Raw genomic sequence first — 17329 nt, 5'->3', positions numbered from 1 at the left:
AAAGGAGTTCACCCATGGAGATCATGCTGCACACCATCACATTCGACTGCGCCGACGCGGACAAGCTGGCCCGGTTCTGGTCGCAACTGCTGGCCCGTCCGCTCGACGACGGCGCCACTGCGGAATTCGCTTCGATCGGGATGGCCGGCGGGACGCCGCCGTACCTGACGTTCGTGCAGGTACCCGAGAACAAGCGGGTCAAGAACCGAATGCACCTCGACCTCGTCGCGCCGGATCTGGCCGCCGCGGTCGACCACGCCCGGCAACTCGGCGCTGCCCGGCTGGCCGACCACGCCGACGCCGGCTACCGGTGGAGCACGTTGGCCGACCCCGAGGGCAACGAGTTCGACATCGTGGCGGCCTGAAATGAGTTCACTGGCACAAGCTTTGATCGCCGCCGGGCCCACCGCACAGTACGGCGAAGCGATAGCCCTCTACGGATGGCTGGTGGGCGGCCGGTGGGACCTCGACATCACCTGGTACGGCGACGACGGTGTCCGCAGCGTCACCGGCTGGATGGTCGCCGACTGGGTGCTTGAGGGGCGGGCTGTCCAGGACGTCTGGCACGCTGAAGGTCTCTTTCACGGGACGACACTGCGGGTTTACGATCCGGCCGTCGACGGCTGGCACATCCAATGGATCGAACCACAATTGGGGCTTCGGCTGCACCAACTGGGCCGGGCCGATGCGGCCGGAATCGTGCAGGACGGCACGTTGCCCGACGGCTCTGCCATCCGGTGGAGCTTTCGAGACATCGGCCCGGACTCGTTTCGCTGGCGCGACGAACGCAGCCGGGGCGGCGCGGACTGGGAACTCAAGCAGGAGTACCTGGCCCGGCGGGTCCGTTAGCCCGGCGAGCAGACGCAGAATCGCACCGCGAAGGCTGTTTGCGTGCGATTCTGCGTCTGCTGGCGGCGAGGAACTACACCCCGGCGCGGGCCTTCTTCGCGGCGGCGACCAGGTTGGCCAGCGAGGCGGTCACCTCGTCGGTCTTGCGGGTCTTCAGGCCGCAGTCCGGATTCACCCAGAGGCGTTGCGCCGGAACGGCGTCGAGCGCCTCACGCAGTGATGCGGCCATCTCGTCGGTGCTCGGCACCCGTGGTGAGTGGATGTCGTAGACACCCGGCCCCACCCCGTTGGAGAACCCGACCGCGTTGAGGTCGTCGAGCACCTCCATGTGCGAGCGCGCCGCCTCGATGGAGGTCACATCGGCGTCCAGATCGGCGATCGCATTGATCACCTCGCCGAACTCCGAGTAGCACAGGTGGGTGTGGATCTGGGTCGCGTCGCTCACCCCGGAGGTCGACAGCCGGAACGCGCCGACCGCCCAGTCCAGGTAGGCCTTTTGGTCGGCCTTGCGCAGTGGCAGCAGCTCGCGCAGCGCCGGCTCGTCGACCTGGATCACCGCGATACCGGCCTTCTCCAGGTCCACCGTCTCGTCGCGGATGGCCAGCGCCACCTGGTTGGCGGTGTCGGCCAGCGGCTGGTCGTCGCGGACGAATGACCACGCCAGGATGGTCACCGGACCGGTGAGCATGCCCTTGACCGGCTTGTCGGTCAACGACTGGGCGTAGGTGGCCCAGTCGACCGTCATCGGGGAGGGACGGAAGACGTCACCGAACAACACCGGCGGGCGCACGCACCGGCTGCCGTAGGACTGCACCCACCCGTTGGCGGTGGCGAAGAAACCCTCCAGCTGCTCGGCGAAGTACTGCACCATGTCGTTGCGCTCCGGCTCGCCGTGTACCAACACATCGAGGCCGAGCTGCTCCTGCAGCGTGATGACGTCGGCGATCTCGGCCTTCATCCGCCGGGTGTACTCCGCCTCGTCGATCTCGCCGGCGACCAGCGCCGCCCGGGCCTTGCGGATGTCGACCGTCTGCGGGAACGACCCGATGGTGGTGGTCGGCAGCGGCGGCAGATGCAACCGCTCCGCCTGGGCCGCCCGGCGGGCCTCGGCACTGCCCCGCTGCGCACCGGATGCGGCGATCGTGGCGATCCGGCCGCGGACGTCGGCGTTGTTCAGCCGCGAGTCGGACTTGCGCGAGGCGACCGCGGCGTTGGACGCGGCGATCTCATCGGCCACCGCTTCGCGGCCCTCACGCAGGGCGCGGGCCAGGGTGGCCACCTCGGCCACCTTCTCTGCACCGAACGCCAACCAGCTGCGCAACGCGTCGTCCAGGCCGGTCTCGGGCTCCAGCGAATAGGGCACGTGCAGTGTCGAGCAGGAGGTGGATACTGCGATAGCCGCCGCACTTCCGAGCAACGACGCCAGCTTGGCCAGCGCGGCCTGCAGGTCGGTGCGCCAGATGTTGCGCCCGTCGACGACACCGGCGACCAGGGTCTTGGAGGCCAGCTCCGGCACTGAGGCGATCTTGGTATTCGGGCCGTAGACCAGATCGACGCCGATGGCCTCCACCGGGGTGCGGGCCAGGGCCGGCAGCGCCGCGCCCGGGTCGCCGAAGTAGGTCGCCACGAAGATCGACGGCCGGTTGCTCAGCCCGCCGAGGCGGGTGTAGACCTGCTCGGCCAGCGCGGGCGCGTCGGCGGCGATGTCGGTCACCAGCACCGGTTCGTCGATCTGGACCCACTCGGCACCGGCCTCGGCCAGCGTGCCCAGCAGTTCGGCGTAGATGTCGGTCAACTCGTCGAGCCGGAAGATCGGAGCCGGTCCACCGTCGACGGCCTTGCTCAACAGTAGGAACGTGATCGGGCCGATGAGCACTGGGCGAGCGTTGACACCCTGCTGCTTGGCCTCGGCCAGCTCGGAGAGCACCTTGGCCGGGTTCAGCGTGAACGTGGTGTCCGGGCCGATCTCGGGAACGATGTAGTGGTAGTTGGTGTCGAACCACTTCGTCATCTCCAGTGGGGCGATGTCGGCGTTGCCCCGGGCCGCGGCGAAGTAGCGATCCAGTTCGTCGGTGACACCGGCCACCCGCTTTGGGAGCGCACCGAGCAGTACTGCGGTGTCCAGCATCTGGTCGTAGTAGGAGAACGTGTTCACCGGTATCGAGTCCAGACCGGCGTCGGCCAACTGCGCCCAGGTGTCGCGGCGCAGGCCGGCCGCGACATTCTGCAGCTGGTCTTGGTCGATCCGGCCGGCCCAGTAACTTTCGGTGGCGCGCTTGAGTTCGCGGCGCGGACCGATCCGTGGGGAACCGAGAACGGTGGCGGTAAAGGGTTGAGCGGTCACGATTTGATCCTTCAATCGGCGAGGGTGGGTCACCGCCGGCGGCCGCCCAGTCGATCCGGTCCCGTGCGTTCAACGCACTACAACCCTCAAAACCAGACGCCCATTCCGCGAGGCGATGATCCGCTGGGCGCGGCGCACCCAGCACAGCTGGCAGGTCTTCGGACTCGCAGGCACGCACCGGAAGGTGCTCCTAATGGCCGTCGCTTCCCAGTCACACACTCATGACCAGTGCCATTGACGGCGGTCGTTCCTGCATACCGCTGCGGGACAGTCCCGGATTCTCACCGGGTTCCCTCTCGCGCTCCGCGGAAAACTAGCCAAACCCGCGTCACGCTCGACGCCCACACCACCATGCGGCGGTATTGGCAAACCAGCTGCAGCACCAAGACTACCTGGTCAGGCGGTGTGAAGTGCTTCCGGGATGAGCGTCTGGCCGTCGTTGAAATCGATGGTGCGGCGAATCGTCGCGTCGTCGGTGAGGCAGGCCGCGATCACCTGTGCGACGTTGCCCCGCGACACCGTTCCCTTTCCGGCAGACTTCTCCGCCGCAGCGCCCGTCTCGATACGGCCGGTGGCCTGCTCCACGGTGAGCCGGCTCGGCCCCAGCACCGTCCAGTCCAGGTCGGTGGCCCGCAGGTAGGCGTCGGCGGCAGCCTTGGCCTGGGCGTAGGGAAAGAACGGGTCGCCTTCGGGCACACCGTGTCCGGGGCCGGCGCCGAAGTAGGAAACCATCACGAACCGGCGCACCCCGGCCTGGCGCGCGGCATCGATCACCCGGATCGCCGCATCGCGGTCCACCGCGTAGGTGCGCGCCGGGTTGCCGCCACCGGCGCCGGCGGAGAACACCACCGCGTCATGGCCGGCCACCAGTTCGGCCAGCGCGGCGGTGTCGAGTTGCTCGATGTCGGCAACCACCGGGATCGCCCCGGTCACCGCCACCTCTTCGCTGTGATCGGGGTTGCGGAATATCGATGTCACCTGGTCGCCGCGCTCGGCGAGAAGGGGACTGAGCAGCAGGGCGACCTGGCCGTGACCGCCGACGATCACTATGCGCGCCATGGATTCGACGCTACCCGCTGCCGGCCACCGAGGGTGATCGGCGCCGGCTGCGGGTCCCCTTGCGCCAGCAAGCCCGAGCAGCCCGGCGTCCAGGATGCGGTTCAGCGAGATCCTGCCCTCGGCGCGAGCCAGCGACCGGATGGCCGATATCAGGATCTGCGCCGTCAGACACGGCCCGCGCGAGGCGCGCCGCTACAACGTCGAGCCGACGTTCATCATGCGGGGCCTGCAGGATCTGCACCTGGAGTTCGATCCGGTCGGCTGACCAGGGGCCGCCGGAGACCCCGCCCGCGGGTGCCATCAGTGGGTTGGTTGACAATCGTCATCAAGGGACCCTCGTTGATGAAGGAGAGCAGCCATGGCCGAAGCAGTAATCGTAGAAGCGGTGCGTTCGCCGATCGGCAAGCGCAACGGCGGACTGTCCGGGGTGCACCCGGCCGAACTGTCCGCCCAGGTACTCAACGGGCTGGTCGGCCGCGCCGGGGTGGACCCGGCCCTGGTCGACGACGTGATCTGGGGCTGTGTCATGCAGGCCGGTGAGCAGGCCCTGGACATCGGCCGGACCGCGCTGCTGACCGCGGGCTGGCCCGAGTCGGTGCCCGGGGTGACGGTTGACCGCCAGTGCGGCTCCAGCCAGCAGTCGGTGCACTTCGCCGCCGCCGGTGTGGTCGCCGGGCACTACGACGTCGTGGTCGCCGGGGGCGTCGAGTCGATGTCGCGCACCCCGATGGGCGCGTCACTGGCCAACGGCGGACACCCCTACCCCGAGGCGTTCCGCGCCCGCTACACCCAGACCCCCAACCAGGGGACCGGCGCGGAGATGATGGCCGAGAAGTGGGGCCTGGACCGCACCGCGCTGGACGAGTTCGCCCTGGCATCGCATGAAAAGGCCGCCGCCGCCCAGGATTCCGGCGCGTTCACCGACGAGATCGTCGGGATCAAGGACGCCGAGGGCAACGTGATCAGCGCCGACGAGGGCATCCGCCGCGGCACCACCATCGAGAAGATGGCCCAACTCAAGCCGGCGTTCAAAGAGGACGGCGTGATCCACGCCGGCAACTCCAGCCAGATCTCCGACGGTTCGGCGGCGCTGCTGTTCATGTCGGCCGCCAAGGCGAAGGAACTGGGCCTCACCCCGCTGGCGCGGGTGCACACCGCGACGCTGGCCGGCGCCGACCCGGTGATGATGCTGTCCGCGCCGATCCCGGCCACCCAGAAGGCGCTGCAGCGCAGCGGTCTGAGCGTCGATGACATCGGGGTGTTCGAGGTCAACGAGGCCTTCGCCCCGGTGCCGATGGCCTGGCTGGCCGACATCGGCGCGGATGCGAAGAAGCTCAACCCCAACGGCGGGGCGATCGCGCTCGGCCACCCGCTCGGCGGATCCGGCGCCCGGATCATGACCACCATGCTGTACCACATGCGGGCCAACGGGATTCGCTACGGGCTGCAGACCATGTGTGAGGGTGGCGGCCAGGCCAACGCCACCATCCTGGAGCTGCTGTGAGTGACGCGGCCGTTCTCGTCGAGCGGCGCGGGAACGTGCTGGTGATCACGATCAACCGGCCCGAGGCCCGCAACGCGATCAACGGTGCGGTCAGCACCGGCATCGGCGACGCTTTGGCGCAGGCCCAGGACGACGACGCCGTGCGCGCGGTGGTGCTCACCGGCGCCGGCGACAAGTCGTTCAGTGCCGGAGCCGACCTCAAGGCGATCGCCAACCGGGAGAACATCTATCACCCCGACCACCCGGAGTGGGGTTTCGCCGGCTACGTGCAGCACTTCATCGACAAGCCGACGATCGCGGCCGTCAACGGCACCGCACTGGGCGGCGGCACGGAACTGGCGTTGGCCAGCGACCTGGTGGTCGCCGAGCAGCGCGCCCAGTTCGGGCTGCCCGAGGTCAAACGCGGCCTGATCGCCGGTGCCGGCGGCGTGTTCCGCATCATCGACCAACTGCCCCGCAAGATCGCCCTGGAAGTGGTCTACACCGGGGAGCCGATCTCGGCCGCCGACGCCGGCCGCTGGGGGTTGGTCAACCGGGTGGTCGATGACGGCGGGGCACTGCAAGCCGCCCTGGAGCTCGCCGAACAGATCACCGGCAACGCGCCGCTGTCGGTGCGGGCCAGCAAGCGGATCGCCTACGGCGTCGAGGACGGTGCCATTCCCGGCGAGGTTGCCGATTGGGCCCGAACCGCCCGAGAGTTCAGCACGCTGCTGCGCTCCGAGGATGCCAAGGAGGGTCCGCGGGCGTTCGCCGAGAAGCGCGCGCCGGTGTGGAAGGCGCGTTGAGCCACGTGGCCGAGCCGCTCATCATTTCCATTCACGGTCGCACCCCGCAGCTGCATCCGGAGTCGTGGGTAGCACCGAATGCCAGCCTGATCGGGCAGGTCCACCTGGCGGCCCGGGCCAGTGTCTGGTATTCGGCCACGCTGCGGGCCGAGGTGGAGCCCATCGAGATCGGCGTCGACACCAACATCCAGGACGGGGTAACTGTCCACGTGGACAAGGAGTTTCCGGCCTGGGTCGGCGCCCGGGTCAGCGTCGGGCACAACGCGGTGCTGCACGGCTGCACCATTGAGGACGACTCGTTGATCGGGATGGGGGCGATCGTCCTCAACGGCGCGGTCATCGGGGAGGGCTCGCTCGTCGCGGCCGGTGCCGTCATCCCGCAGGGCATGGTGGTGCCGCCCCGGTCGCTGGTATCGGGGGTGCCGGGCCGGGTGCGGCGCGAGCTGAGCGAGGCCGAAATCCGCAACAACCGGCACAACGCCGTGGCCTACCGCCGGCTGATCGAAGTCCACCGGGCGAACTGACGCAATCAGGCCACCGACCGCCGCTGGGCCGCTACGTTCTAGGACATGACCCAGACCAGTTCGGTCCGCCCCGGCCTGCTGCGCGAGTTCACCGACATCTTCTCCAAGGTCTCCGCGCCGTACCACGAGCCGCGGGCCGTCGTGCAGCGTCGTCGTGTCGTGGTCGCCGTGGTGGTGCTGCTCGGTGCTGCCGTCCTGGCGTGGATGCACACCAAGAACCCGGGCGATGCGGCCTTCTACTGGCTGTCGCTGGCCCTGGCCGCGGTCTGGTCGGTGGGGGCGCTGGTGGCCGGTCCGTTGCATCTGGGCGCGGTGCGCTTCCGCGGTCGCAACGAGCGGCCGGTGTTCACCGGCACCGGTGTCGGCCTGGTGCTCGGCGGGGTGTTCCTGCTGGGCGGCCTGGCGGTGCAGAAGATTCCGCCGTTGGCCGGCCAGGTGACCGCGATCCTGGACTACACCACGCACGTGTCCTGGCGACTGGTGGTCCTGATCGCCCTCGTCAACGCGATCGCCGAGGAGATGTTCTTCCGCGGTGCGCTGTTCAGCGCGTTCGGCCGCCGCTACCCGCTGGTGGCCTCGACGCTGCTCTACATTGCGGCGATGATGACCGCCGGCAACCTGATGATCGGTGTCGCCGCGCTGGTGCTCGGCACCGTCTGCGCGATCGAGCGGCGCGCCACCGGTGGGGTGCTGGCGCCGGTGCTGACCCATCTGGTGTGGGGGCTGATGATGGTGCTCGCACTGCCGCCGATCTTCGGGATGTAGCCGCTCAGGAGTCGGTGAATTTCGGCGCGCGCCGCTCCTGGAACGCCCGGGTTCCCTCGCGAAAGTCGTGGGCGTTCAACAGAATCGACTGGCCGACGTATTCGCGGTCCAGCGTCGCGTCCAGCTCGGACAGCGTCGCGGCATTGATGGCGTGCTTGGTCTTGGCGAAGGCCGCCGCCGGACCGGCCAGCAGCCCGGCCAGCGTCTTGTCCACCTCGGCGTCGAAGTCCTCGGCCGGGTACACCGCGCTGACCAACCCCCACTCCAGGGCGTCCGCAGCCGGCAGGCGTTCGGCCAGCAGCGCCAGCCGCATCGCCCGGATCCGGCCGATCGCCGCGGCGACCAGAGCCGAGGCGCCGCCGTCGGGCATCAGCCCAATCTTGGTGAACGCCAACAGGAAAAACGCCTTGTCGCTGGCCAGTACCAGGTCGCAGGCCAAGGCCAGCGACACCCCGACGCCGGCGGCCGGACCCTGCACCACCGCCACCACCGGGCGCGGCAGGGTCACGATCGCGCGGATCGCGCGGTTGGCCTCGACGATGATCTCGGTCGGCATCTCGTCGGAGGCGTCGTCTTCGCTGATGCCCGCGCCCGAACTGAACCCGCGGCCGGCCCCGCCGAGCCGCACCGCCCGCACCCGCGGATCGCGAGCGGCGCCCTCCATGGCGTCGGCGATACCGGCTAGCACGCCGGTGGTCAGCGAGTTGAGGCTGTCGGGGCGGTCGATGATCACCGAGAGCACCCCGTCGGCCAAAGTCACGGACAAGCCGTCGACCGGGGCCAGGGTGTCGATACCGGAGTTGATTGCGGTCATGAGTGTCCACCTTAGGATGCACATCACATGCAGACGACGAGGAGGCAGACATGGCGGGACCACTGGCGGGGCTGCGGGTCATCGAACTGGCCGGGATCGGACCGGGGCCGCACGCGGCGATGATCCTCGGTGACCTGGGCGCCGAGGTGGTCCGGGTGGACCGTCCGCCGAAATTCGGTGGCGGCGTGCCGAAGGACACCATGCTGCGCAACCGGCGGTCGGTGACCGCCGACCTGAAGTCGCCGGAGGGCCGCGACCTGGTGCTCAAACTGGTCGCCAAGGCCGACGTGCTGATCGAGGGCTTCCGCCCCGGCGTCACCGAGCGGCTCGGCCTGGGCCCGGAGGACTGCGCCAAGGTCAACGACAAGCTCATCTACGGCCGGATGACCGGCTGGGGGCAGACCGGTCCGCGCGCTCTGCAGGCCGGCCACGACATCAACTACATCTCGCTCAACGGCACCCTGCACTCGATCGGCCGCAACGGGGAGCGTCCGGTGCCGCCGTTGAACCTGGTCGGCGACTTCGGTGGTGGATCGATGTTTCTGCTGGTCGGCATCTTGTCCGCCCTGTGGGAGCGGCAGACCTCCGGCAAGGGGCAGGTGATCGACGCGGCCATGGTCGACGGCTCGAGCATGCTGGGGGCGATGATGTGGAGCTTCCGGGCTCAGGGCATGTGGAGCGATGAGCGGGGCGTCAACATGCTCGACACCGGTGCCCCCTACTACGACACCTACGAATGCGCCGATGGGCGCTACGTCTCGGTGGGATCGATCGAGCCGCAGTTTTTCGCCGAACTGCTGGCCAAGCTCGGTCTGGACCCGGCCGAGTTGCCGGCGCAGAACGACACCGCGCGCTGGCCGGAGCTGCGGGAGGTGTTCACCAAGGCGTTCGCCGCGCACGACCGTGACCACTGGGCCAAGGTGTTCGCCGACTCCGATGCCTGTGTGGCGCCGGTCCTGGCGTTCGGCGAGGTGCTGTCCGAGCCGCACATCGCCGAGCGGGACACCTTCTACGACGCCAACGGCTATCTGCAGCCCATGCCGGCGCCGCGGTTCTCCCGCAGTGTGCCCGACGTTCCGACGCCGCCGTCGGTACTGGGGGCCGACAACGAGGCCATCCTGGGGGACTGGGTATAGTCCCGACCAACTAGGTGGTTGGTCGATGAAGGGATGACACGGTGCAGATCAAAGATGCGGTGGCAGTCGTCACCGGCGGTGCCTCAGGGCTGGGCTTGGCGACGACGAAACGCCTGCTCGACGCAGGAGCGCAGGTCGTCGTGATCGACCTGCGGGGCGCCGACGTCGTGGCGGAGCTGGGGGACCGGGCCCGGTTCGCCGAGGCCAACGTCACCGACCCCGAGGCGGTCACCGCGGCGCTGGATGTCGCCGAGTCTCTGGGACCGGTGCGGATCAACGTCAACTGCGCCGGTATCGGCAACGCGATCAAGACGCTGAGCAAGAACGGCGCCTTCCCGCTGGAGGAGTTCACCAAGGTGGTGCAGGTCAACCTGATCGGCACCTTCAATGTGCTGCGGTTGGCCGCCGAGCGGATCGCCAAGACCGAGCCCGTCGGTGAGGAGCGCGGCGTCATCATCAACACCGCGTCGGTGGCCGCGTTCGACGGCCAGATCGGCCAGGCCGCCTACTCGGCATCCAAGGGCGGCGTGGTCGGCATGACCCTGCCGATCGCGCGGGACCTGTCCCGGGAGCTGATCCGGGTCTGCACCATCGCGCCGGGCCTGTTCAAGACCCCGCTGCTGGGCTCGCTGCCCGAGGAGGCGCAGAAGTCTCTGGGTGCACAGGTGCCGCACCCGGCCCGGCTCGGCGACCCCGACGAGTACGGGGCGCTGGCCGAGCACATCATCAGCAACCCGATGCTCAACGGCGAGGTGATCCGCCTCGACGGCGCGATCCGAATGGCCCCGCGATGAGCCCCTGCGCGAAGAACATCCGACAGAGCTAGGAGTCCCTATGTCACTGAGAACGAAATTCACCGAAGTCTTCGGGGTCGAGCATCCCATCGCCCAAGGCGGTATGCAGTGGGTGGGCCGCGCGGAACTTGTTGCAGCGGTGGCGAACTCGGGAGCCCTCGGGTTCCTTACCGCGCTCACCCAGCCCACCCCGGCGGACCTGGCCAACGAGATCGCCAAGACCCGGGATCTGACCGACAAGCCGTTCGGGGTGAACCTGACCATCCTGCCGGCGATCAACCCGCCACCGTATGACGAGTACCGACAGGTGATCGTCGACGCCGGCATCAAGATCGTCGAGACCGCCGGGTCCAACCCGGCGCCGCACCTGCCGATGTTTCACGACAACGGGATCAAGGTGCTGCACAAGTGCACCTCGGTACGGCACGCGGTCAAGGCCCAGAGTCTCGGGGTCGACGGCATCAGCATCGACGGGTTCGAATGCGCCGGACATCCCGGCGAGGACGACATCCCGGGCCTGGTGCTGATCCCGGCCGCGGCGGACCAGATCGAGATCCCGATGATCGCCTCCGGCGGTTTCGCCGACGCCCGCGGCCTGGTCGCCGCGTTGGCGCTGGGCGCCGACGGCATCAACATGGGCTCCCGGTTCATGTGCACCGTCGAATCCTGCATCCACCAGAACGTCAAGGAAGCCATCGTCGCCGGCGACGAGCGCGGCACCGAGCTGATCTTCCGGCCGCTGCGCAACACCGCCCGGGTGGCGTCCAACACCGTCTCGCGCGAAGTCGTCGAGATTCTGGACAAGGGCGGACAGTTCCCCGATGTGCAGGAGCTGGTGGCCGGGGTTCGGGGCCGCAAGGTCTTCGAGGACGGCGACGTCGAAGCCGGGATCTGGTCGGTGGGCACCGCGATGGGGCTGATCAACGACATCCCGACCGTCGGCGAGCTGGTGTCGCGGATCGTGGCCGAGGCCGAGGAGCTGATCTCGGGGCGACTGGCCGACATGCTCGAGGTCGACGACGAGGAGAACGTCGCCTGACAGTGGTCTAGAGCCGGCACGACGGGCTACTACGCCGAACGTGCAGCCGTTGCGAAATACCGGTGGTTTTTTCGCAGTGGTTGCACGTTCGGCGCTGTCACGTGAAGCGGAGTGCGTCGGCGAGTCCCGGCGGGTTTGCTGGCCTGTGATGCGACGGGAACCGCCCCGAGGGTGCCGAGCGGCTCAACCTGAATGCAAGAGAAATGGGATGACTCACGGATTGCGGACTGCCCGGATGTGGGCGGCCGCCGTCGCGCAACGGCGCGATACCGAACGGCGCCGCTGCCGCGACGCCGATCAAATCAACTGGCCAGCGGATGCCAGTCGTCAAGTTGCTCCGAAGTGTCTCCCTCGACCAGGACATCGCCGTGGTACAGGGCCTCGAAGTCGACCTTGAGGACGTCAGCACTTGAGTCGTCGATCCACATGACACTGAGCGTATGGGTAACTATTAAGGGATCTTTGAGTCACGTTTCGGGAAATGGTGGCAATCCTACCGGCGGGTAGCTTTTGCCGGTCTTTTCGGCTGAGACCGGCCCGATTGGCTGACTCGCGGTCACCTGGGCGGGACGTCAGATCGGTGGTGACGCCCGGCGCCGCCGCGCTTGCGGTCGCCGCTAGGGTGGCCTCATGGCCACACCTGCGACCCTGGATAACCCGCTGTTCGCCCGGATCTGGACGTTCATGTCGAGCCGCGAGACCGACTGGCTGCGGGACCGGCGACGAGAGAACCTGGAAGGTCTGTCCGGACGGGTGTTGGAGGTCGGCGCCGGCACCGGAAGCAACTTCGGGTTCTACCCCGGCACCGTCACCGAGGTCGTCGCCCCCGAGCCGGAATCGCGGCTGCGGGAGGCCGCCGGGGAAGCCGCGGCGGCAGCGCCGGTGCCGGTGACGGTCGTGGCGAGCACCGTCGAGGCGTTGGACGCCGCCGAACCCTTCGACGCGATCGTCTGCTCGCTGGTGTTGTGCTCGGTGGACCAGCCCCGGGACGTGCTGCGCCAACTGTTCGCATTGCTCAAGCCCGGCGGGGAGCTGCGCTACTTCGAGCACGTCGCCAGCGCTGGGGCGCGTGGGGGGCTGCAGCGACTGGCCGACGCCACGTTCTGGCCGAAGTTGTTCGGGAATTGTCATACCCACCGCGACACCGAACAGATGATCACCGACGCCGGATTCATCGTCGGCACGGCGCGGCGGGGGCACCAGTTTCCGGCGTGGGTACCGGTACCGGTGTCGGAGTTCGCGCTGGGTCGCGCCAGTCGCCCGGCCTGAGCCGCGCTAACCCAACAGGGTGGGCAGCCGCTGCAGCAGCCCCGGTAATGCCGCCGACGCGGTGTCGCGCACGCTCACCGTGGCCCGGGCCGACAGCGGGGTCGGTTCGGGGTTGACCTCGATGACGGTCTTGCACTGCTCCAGCGCCATCTCGGGCAGGCTGGCCGCCGGGTAGACCACCCCGGAGGTGCCCACCACGACCAACACGTCGGCGGCATCGATGGCCTCGACCGCGGCGTTCCACGCCCCTTCGGGCAGGTTTTCGCCGAACCAGACGATGTCGGGGCGTATCAATCCGCCGCAGCCGCACACCGGCGGGGCCACTTCCAGCTGCGGCTCCGACATCTCAGGCAGTTTCTCGGTGTAGGGGTGATCGCAATCCGCGCAACGGAATTTGAACATGCTGCCGTGCAGATGGTGAACCGTGGAACTGCCGCCGCGCTCGTGCAGATTGTCGACGTTCTGGGTGATGACCTGGACGTCGGCCTGCTGCTCCCAGTACGCGACCGCGCGATGTCCCGCGTTCGGCCCGACCTGGCTGGCCAGGTGGTGGCGCCACAGGTACCAGCCCCAGATCAGTTCCGGGTGCCGCTTCCAGCCGTCGATGCTGGACACCTCATAGGGGTCGTAGCGCGCCCACAGGCCGTTCGCGTCATCACGGAACGTGGGCACCCCGCTCTCCGCTGAGATCCCCGCGCCGCTGAACACCGCCACCCGCACGCCACCAACATAGCGGGATACTGGGCCGATGGACTTCACGGAGCTGCTGAGGCTCGATGGGCAGCCGGGCGGGCCGTTGTTCGAGCAGGTCAGGCTTCGGATGATCGAGGCGGTCCGGGACGGAACCCTGCCGGCGGGAACCAGGCTGCCGACGGTGCGCGAGCTGGCTGGTCAGCTGGGCCTGGCGGTCAACACGGTGGCTCGGGCCTACCGGGAGCTGGAGGCCGCCGGGATCGTCGAAACCCGCGGCCGGTTCGGCACTTTTGTGGCGAGCAGCGACCCGGCCGATGCCGCGATGACAGCGGCGGCGGGGGCCTTCGTCGCGGCGGCCCGCGCCGTCGGACTGGGCAAGGCCGACGCGCAGCGGTACCTCGACGCGGCCTTCGACAACGGCGGAACGAGTGGTTCCTAATGGGACTCGATCAGCGTGTGCTTGACGGGATCTAGCCGAATTCCAGCAGGGTCAGCGACGGGCGTGCGTCGGCGAGGGCCCGCAGCCCGTAGATGGCCGGCAACACGGCGTTGAACAGCCACCCGCGGCCCCGCGGCAGCTGCAGGTCGTGGACTGCCCGGACGCCCGGCACGGTGTCCACCAGCTTGGTGGTCTCGGCGGCGGACAGCGTGAACGGCATGGCCGGCGCCCGGTAGCGCAGCGATGTCGGCACGCCGTGGCGGATCAGCCAGCCGATCCACGACGGCGGGAGGTCGAAGATCATCCGGCCGCCCGGAAAACGGCGGGCGCACTCGGCGATGAGGCCCAGAGACTGCTCGGGCTGCAGGTACATCAGCAGGCCCTCGGCGCTGATGAACACCCCGTCAGATGAATCGACCCGGTCCATCCAGCTGTAGTCCAGCGCGGACTGGGCGCAGACCGAAACCCGCGGTGCCGCCGGGAGCAGCCGCTCGCGGATCTCGATGATCGCGGGCAGATCCACGGTGAGCCAACGGAATTGCGGATCCGTAATCGCCTCGCTGAGTCGCCAGAAGCTGGTCTGCAAACCCTCGGCCAGGGCGACCACCGTGCCTGTCGGTCGCTGCCGAAGGAAGCGGAGCGCCTCGGTGTCGATGCCCAGCGCGCGCACGGCGATGTCCTGGCGGGTCGAGCCGAACTTCGCGAAGTCGAAGTCGATCGAATCCGCCAGCCGGACCGCCATCGGATCGTTGAGGATCCGGTCGGGACGACGGGCCTCGGTCGCCCGCGCGTTCAACGTCAGCAACGCGGTTTCGGAAACGCCGGTCAGGGTGACTTTCTGGGCCTGGCTCACCTGCGCGACTTTACCGGTGGTGAATCAGCGCAGCATCTTGCTCAACGTGCGCAGGTTGCGGGTCGTGGTCGAAGCCGCGTATCGCTTGTTGCCCATGGTTTTGCCCACCGTGCTGTCCAGGGTGTTGCCCTTGGGGATCTGCCAGTAGATCACCCCGTCGCCGGGCGCGATCTTCTCGCCGGTGCCGGCCGAGCTGACGAGCGTGGCCAACTCGGCGAGCACCGCAGGGTCGGCGACGAAGGTGACATAGGAGTGCGAGCCGGGAAGCTCCGGTTCGAAGGGGTAATCCGCGACCAGCGTGCGGACCACGTCGACGGGGTAGACCAGCACCCGCGCGGGATAGTCGAAGCGCTCCTGCAGGGCGGCTTCGGCGATGGTGCGTACCGCCGCCGCATCCTTCCGTGATTCGAGCAGGATGTTGCCGCTCGCGAGAACGGTGCGGATCTCGGACAGTCCGGCATCGGTCAGCGCGGCAGCGACGTCGGCCATCTTGAGGTTGACGCCGCCGACGTTGACGCCCCGCAGGAACGCCGCGTACCGGGTCATCTGCGTGATGGTAACGAGGGCGCACACCGGCTTCAATCGGTAGGCTTCCGACATGGGACGCCAGGTGTTCGACGACAAATTGCTGGCCTTGATCAGCGGGAACTCGCTTGGCGTGCTGGCTACCGTCAAACGCGACGGGCGGCCACAACTGTCGAACGTGCAGTATCACTTCGACCCGCGTGCCGTCGCGGTGCAGGTGTCTGTCACCGAGCCGCGGGCCAAGACCCGCAACCTGCGTCGCGATCCACGGGCCTCGCTGCTGGTCGACTCCGACGACGGCTGGTCCTATGCCGTCGCCGAAGGAGATGCCCAGCTGACGCCGCCGGCCGCCGCCCCCGACGACGACACCGTCGAGGCGCTGGTGGCGTTGTATCGCAACATCGCCGGGGAGCACCCGGACTGGGACGAGTACCGCCAGGCGATGGTCACCGATCGCCGCGTGCTGCTGACGCTGCCGATCACCCATCTGTACGGCATGCCGCCGGGCATGCGCTGAAGCTTCTCCGATGGTGCCGATCCGCCGTGACCGGCTGCGCCGGCCTCGCGATCGCCGCTAGGCTCCGGGCATGCCCGAATCAGATTCCGCCGCAGACGACAACAAGCGCAAGTTCCGGGAGGCCCTGGAGCGCAAGAAGGCGAAGTCGGCGGGTGGCTCCGCGCATAAGGACGCCGGCACCAACCAGGCGCGATCGCACGGCCCGCTGGAGAGCCGCCGGGAGTTCCGCCGCAAGAGCGGGTAGTTACTGGACCGGACAGGCATACTTGCGGGCCACGTCCATCAACCGCTGGTCTGCGCCGGGGCCGACGACGCCCTGAGTGACCAGTTCCCACCCGATCAATCCGGGTAGGCCGCCTTCGCACGCCTGATGCGCGACCCGCCACGCGGTGTCAGGATTCAAATTGAAGCCATTGCGTTCCAGGCCCTGCATGTAGGTGTCGAATTCGGGAGTGCCCTGATCGGGTATCGCACCGGCCGTGGCCGCGAAGGCGACAGCGGTGACCGTCGCTGCGATAAGTGCTGCCGCTACCCGTTTCATGCTGTCTCCTGGAGATGCGTACGCCCGTTGTCGATTACACGGTTGCACACTCCACCGACACAGACCAACGGAACGATTCGGTCGGCCGGGGTGGACCCAGCGCAGTCGGTTCGGGTGGTTCTAGACTGGCGGCGTGCCGAAGCTGCAGCTGGTAGGAGACCCGCCTGCGGATGCGCTGCTGAGCGCCGACCCGTTTGCGTTGCTGGTCGGGATGCTGCTCGACCAGCAGGTTCCGATGGAGGTCGCGTTCGCCGGGCCGAAGAAGATCGCCGACCGGATGGGCGGGCTCGACCCGCACGAGATCGCCGCTCGCGACCCGGAAGAGTTCGCCGCCATGTTTGCGGAAAAGCCTGCGGTGCATCGGTTTCCGGGTTCGATGGCGGGCCGTGTCCAGGCTCTGGCCCGGGCCGTGGTCGATCAGTACGGCGGTGACACGACCGCGCTGTGGACGGCCGGGGACCCCGACGGGGCCGAGGTGTACAAGCGGCTCAAGGCGCTGCCCGGCTTCGGTGAGCAGAAGGCGCGGATCTTTCTGGCGCTGCTGGGCAAGCAGTACGGCGTGACCCCGGCGGGCTGGCGGGAGGCTGCCGGGGCATACGGGGGAGCCGGCACGCACCTGTCGATCGCAGACGTCGTCGATACCGCGTCGCTGCACCAGGTACGGTCCACCAAGAAGGCGCAGAAACAGGCGGCGAAACAGGCCCGGGAGAGCAAGGGAAAGGCGGCGACGTGAAGACCCATCTGAACTGTCCGTGTGGCGAGGCCATCGTCGGTAAGGACGAGGACGACCTGGTCGAGTTGGCCCAGAAGCATCTCGCGGATGCGCACCCCGGTATGAGTTACGACCGGGACGCCATCCTGTTCATGGCCTACTGACGC

At 68.4% G+C, this 17329-nt stretch carries 24 protein-coding genes and 1 riboswitch; of the genes, 16 read left to right on the top strand and 8 right to left on the bottom strand.

What is annotated here, in order from left to right; translation table 11 throughout:
* Positions 1 to 14: 14 nt before the first annotated feature.
* Together G6N23_RS14835 and G6N23_RS14830 are read left to right on the top strand one after the other, a co-directional pair.
* Complete coding sequence (locus G6N23_RS14835) at positions 15 to 365, top strand: VOC family protein (RefSeq protein ID WP_085262427.1); 351 nt, start codon at positions 15 to 17, stop codon at positions 363 to 365.
* Position 366: 1 nt separating this feature from the next.
* Positions 367 to 849 (top strand): hypothetical protein, encoded by a 483-nt coding sequence (locus tag G6N23_RS14830; RefSeq protein ID WP_085262426.1) that lies wholly within the window; start codon positions 367 to 369, stop codon positions 847 to 849.
* 73 nt (positions 850 to 922) lie between these two features.
* On the opposite strand, the gene metE is transcribed toward G6N23_RS14830, so the two are convergent.
* Together metE and G6N23_RS14820 are read right to left on the bottom strand one after the other, a co-directional pair.
* A complete protein-coding gene (gene metE, locus G6N23_RS14825) occupies positions 923 to 3208 on the bottom strand; it encodes a 5-methyltetrahydropteroyltriglutamate--homocysteine S-methyltransferase (RefSeq protein ID WP_275991904.1) in 2286 nt (761 codons plus the stop codon).
* A 117-nt stretch (positions 3209 to 3325) separates the two neighbouring features.
* Positions 3326 to 3526: riboswitch (cobalamin riboswitch) on the bottom strand.
* A gap of 63 nt (positions 3527 to 3589) precedes the next feature.
* A complete protein-coding gene (locus G6N23_RS14820; RefSeq protein WP_085262425.1) occupies positions 3590 to 4252 on the bottom strand; it encodes an SDR family oxidoreductase in 663 nt (220 codons plus the stop codon).
* A 94-nt stretch (positions 4253 to 4346) separates the two neighbouring features.
* Here G6N23_RS14820 and G6N23_RS14815 point away from each other — a divergent pair, with 94 nt between their 5' ends.
* From G6N23_RS14815 to G6N23_RS14795, 5 genes are all read left to right on the top strand, one after another.
* Positions 4347 to 4517 (top strand): hypothetical protein, encoded by a 171-nt coding sequence (locus tag G6N23_RS14815; protein ID WP_179961136.1) that lies wholly within the window; start codon positions 4347 to 4349, stop codon positions 4515 to 4517.
* Positions 4518 to 4610: 93 nt separating this feature from the next.
* Positions 4611 to 5756: a thiolase family protein gene (locus G6N23_RS14810; protein ID WP_085262424.1), complete on the top strand. Its 1146-nt coding sequence runs from the start codon at positions 4611 to 4613 to the stop codon at positions 5754 to 5756.
* Positions 5753 to 6541 carry a crotonase/enoyl-CoA hydratase family protein gene (locus tag G6N23_RS14805; protein ID WP_085262423.1) on the top strand — a complete coding sequence of 263 codons (789 nt, stop codon included), beginning with the start codon at positions 5753 to 5755 and terminating at the stop codon, positions 6539 to 6541. Before G6N23_RS14810 ends, G6N23_RS14805 begins: the two co-directional genes overlap by 4 nt.
* A gap of 5 nt (positions 6542 to 6546) precedes the next feature.
* Positions 6547 to 7065: a gamma carbonic anhydrase family protein gene (locus tag G6N23_RS14800; protein WP_085262630.1), complete on the top strand. Its 519-nt coding sequence runs from the start codon at positions 6547 to 6549 to the stop codon at positions 7063 to 7065.
* A 45-nt stretch (positions 7066 to 7110) separates the two neighbouring features.
* Positions 7111 to 7830 (top strand): CPBP family intramembrane glutamic endopeptidase, encoded by a 720-nt coding sequence (locus G6N23_RS14795; RefSeq protein ID WP_085262422.1) that lies wholly within the window; start codon positions 7111 to 7113, stop codon positions 7828 to 7830.
* A 4-nt stretch (positions 7831 to 7834) separates the two neighbouring features.
* On the opposite strand, the gene G6N23_RS14790 is transcribed toward G6N23_RS14795, so the two are convergent.
* Positions 7835 to 8644 (bottom strand): enoyl-CoA hydratase, encoded by an 810-nt coding sequence (locus G6N23_RS14790; protein ID WP_085262421.1) that lies wholly within the window; start codon positions 8642 to 8644, stop codon positions 7835 to 7837.
* 50 nt (positions 8645 to 8694) lie between these two features.
* Here G6N23_RS14790 and G6N23_RS14785 point away from each other — a divergent pair, with 50 nt between their 5' ends.
* From G6N23_RS14785 to G6N23_RS14775, 3 genes are read left to right on the top strand one after another with little or no spacing between them, the layout of a single operon-like run.
* Positions 8695 to 9780, top strand: a complete 1086-nt coding sequence (locus G6N23_RS14785) for a CaiB/BaiF CoA transferase family protein (RefSeq protein ID WP_085262420.1) — start codon at positions 8695 to 8697, stop codon at positions 9778 to 9780.
* 41 nt (positions 9781 to 9821) lie between these two features.
* Entirely contained in the window at positions 9822 to 10574 is a 753-nt protein-coding gene (locus G6N23_RS14780) for a 3-hydroxyacyl-CoA dehydrogenase (RefSeq protein ID WP_085262419.1), read from the top strand.
* Positions 10575 to 10614: 40 nt separating this feature from the next.
* Positions 10615 to 11613, top strand: coding sequence for an NAD(P)H-dependent flavin oxidoreductase (locus G6N23_RS14775; RefSeq protein WP_085262418.1), 999 nt, complete (start codon positions 10615 to 10617; stop codon positions 11611 to 11613).
* Between the two features lie 302 nt (positions 11614 to 11915).
* On the opposite strand, the gene G6N23_RS22430 is transcribed toward G6N23_RS14775, so the two are convergent.
* On the bottom strand, positions 11916 to 12041 hold the full coding sequence (locus G6N23_RS22430; protein WP_095173763.1) for a hypothetical protein: 126 nt from the start codon (positions 12039 to 12041) through the stop codon (positions 11916 to 11918).
* 202 nt (positions 12042 to 12243) lie between these two features.
* Between G6N23_RS22430 and G6N23_RS14770 the strand changes: the two genes are divergently transcribed.
* Complete coding sequence (locus G6N23_RS14770; protein ID WP_085262417.1) at positions 12244 to 12882, top strand: methyltransferase domain-containing protein; 639 nt, start codon at positions 12244 to 12246, stop codon at positions 12880 to 12882.
* Positions 12883 to 12888: 6 nt separating this feature from the next.
* Here G6N23_RS14770 and G6N23_RS14765 read toward each other — a convergent pair whose 3' ends face one another.
* On the bottom strand, positions 12889 to 13602 hold the full coding sequence (locus G6N23_RS14765) for an NAD-dependent deacylase (protein WP_085262416.1): 714 nt from the start codon (positions 13600 to 13602) through the stop codon (positions 12889 to 12891).
* 28 nt (positions 13603 to 13630) lie between these two features.
* Here G6N23_RS14765 and G6N23_RS14760 point away from each other — a divergent pair, with 28 nt between their 5' ends.
* Positions 13631 to 14014, top strand: coding sequence for an Rv1152 family transcriptional regulator (locus G6N23_RS14760; protein ID WP_085262415.1), 384 nt, complete (start codon positions 13631 to 13633; stop codon positions 14012 to 14014).
* A gap of 31 nt (positions 14015 to 14045) precedes the next feature.
* Here the strand turns inward: G6N23_RS14760 and G6N23_RS14755 are convergent, their stop codons facing one another.
* Together G6N23_RS14755 and G6N23_RS14750 are read right to left on the bottom strand one after the other, a co-directional pair.
* Positions 14046 to 14867 carry a class I SAM-dependent methyltransferase gene (locus G6N23_RS14755; protein ID WP_085262414.1) on the bottom strand — a complete coding sequence of 274 codons (822 nt, stop codon included), beginning with the start codon at positions 14865 to 14867 and terminating at the stop codon, positions 14046 to 14048.
* Positions 14868 to 14891: 24 nt separating this feature from the next.
* A complete protein-coding gene (locus G6N23_RS14750; RefSeq protein WP_085262629.1) occupies positions 14892 to 15413 on the bottom strand; it encodes a DUF1697 domain-containing protein in 522 nt (173 codons plus the stop codon).
* A gap of 52 nt (positions 15414 to 15465) precedes the next feature.
* On the opposite strand from G6N23_RS14750, the gene G6N23_RS14745 reads away from it, so the two are divergent.
* Both G6N23_RS14745 and G6N23_RS14740 read left to right on the top strand, forming a co-directional pair.
* Positions 15466 to 15909: a PPOX class F420-dependent oxidoreductase gene (locus G6N23_RS14745; RefSeq protein WP_085262413.1), complete on the top strand. Its 444-nt coding sequence runs from the start codon at positions 15466 to 15468 to the stop codon at positions 15907 to 15909.
* Between the two features lie 70 nt (positions 15910 to 15979).
* Positions 15980 to 16153, top strand: a complete 174-nt coding sequence (locus G6N23_RS14740) for a DUF5302 domain-containing protein (protein WP_095173765.1) — start codon at positions 15980 to 15982, stop codon at positions 16151 to 16153.
* Here G6N23_RS14740 and G6N23_RS14735 read toward each other — a convergent pair whose 3' ends face one another.
* Entirely contained in the window at positions 16154 to 16450 is a 297-nt protein-coding gene (locus G6N23_RS14735) for a DUF732 domain-containing protein (RefSeq protein ID WP_085262412.1), read from the bottom strand.
* A 133-nt stretch (positions 16451 to 16583) separates the two neighbouring features.
* Between G6N23_RS14735 and G6N23_RS14730 the strand changes: the two genes are divergently transcribed.
* Entirely contained in the window at positions 16584 to 17183 is a 600-nt protein-coding gene (locus G6N23_RS14730; protein WP_085262411.1) for an HhH-GPD-type base excision DNA repair protein, read from the top strand.
* Positions 17180 to 17326, top strand: a complete 147-nt coding sequence (locus tag G6N23_RS14725) for a DUF1059 domain-containing protein (protein ID WP_085262410.1) — start codon at positions 17180 to 17182, stop codon at positions 17324 to 17326. Before G6N23_RS14730 ends, G6N23_RS14725 begins: the two co-directional genes overlap by 4 nt.
* Positions 17327 to 17329 lie beyond the last annotated feature (3 nt).

Origin of the sequence: Mycolicibacter terrae (assembly GCF_010727125.1) — a bacterium.
Taxonomy (GTDB): Bacteria; Actinomycetota; Actinomycetes; order Mycobacteriales; family Mycobacteriaceae; genus Mycobacterium; species Mycobacterium terrae.
Note: the sequence above shows the minus strand (reverse complement) of the source record. Positions and strands in the feature narration are given on the sequence as shown.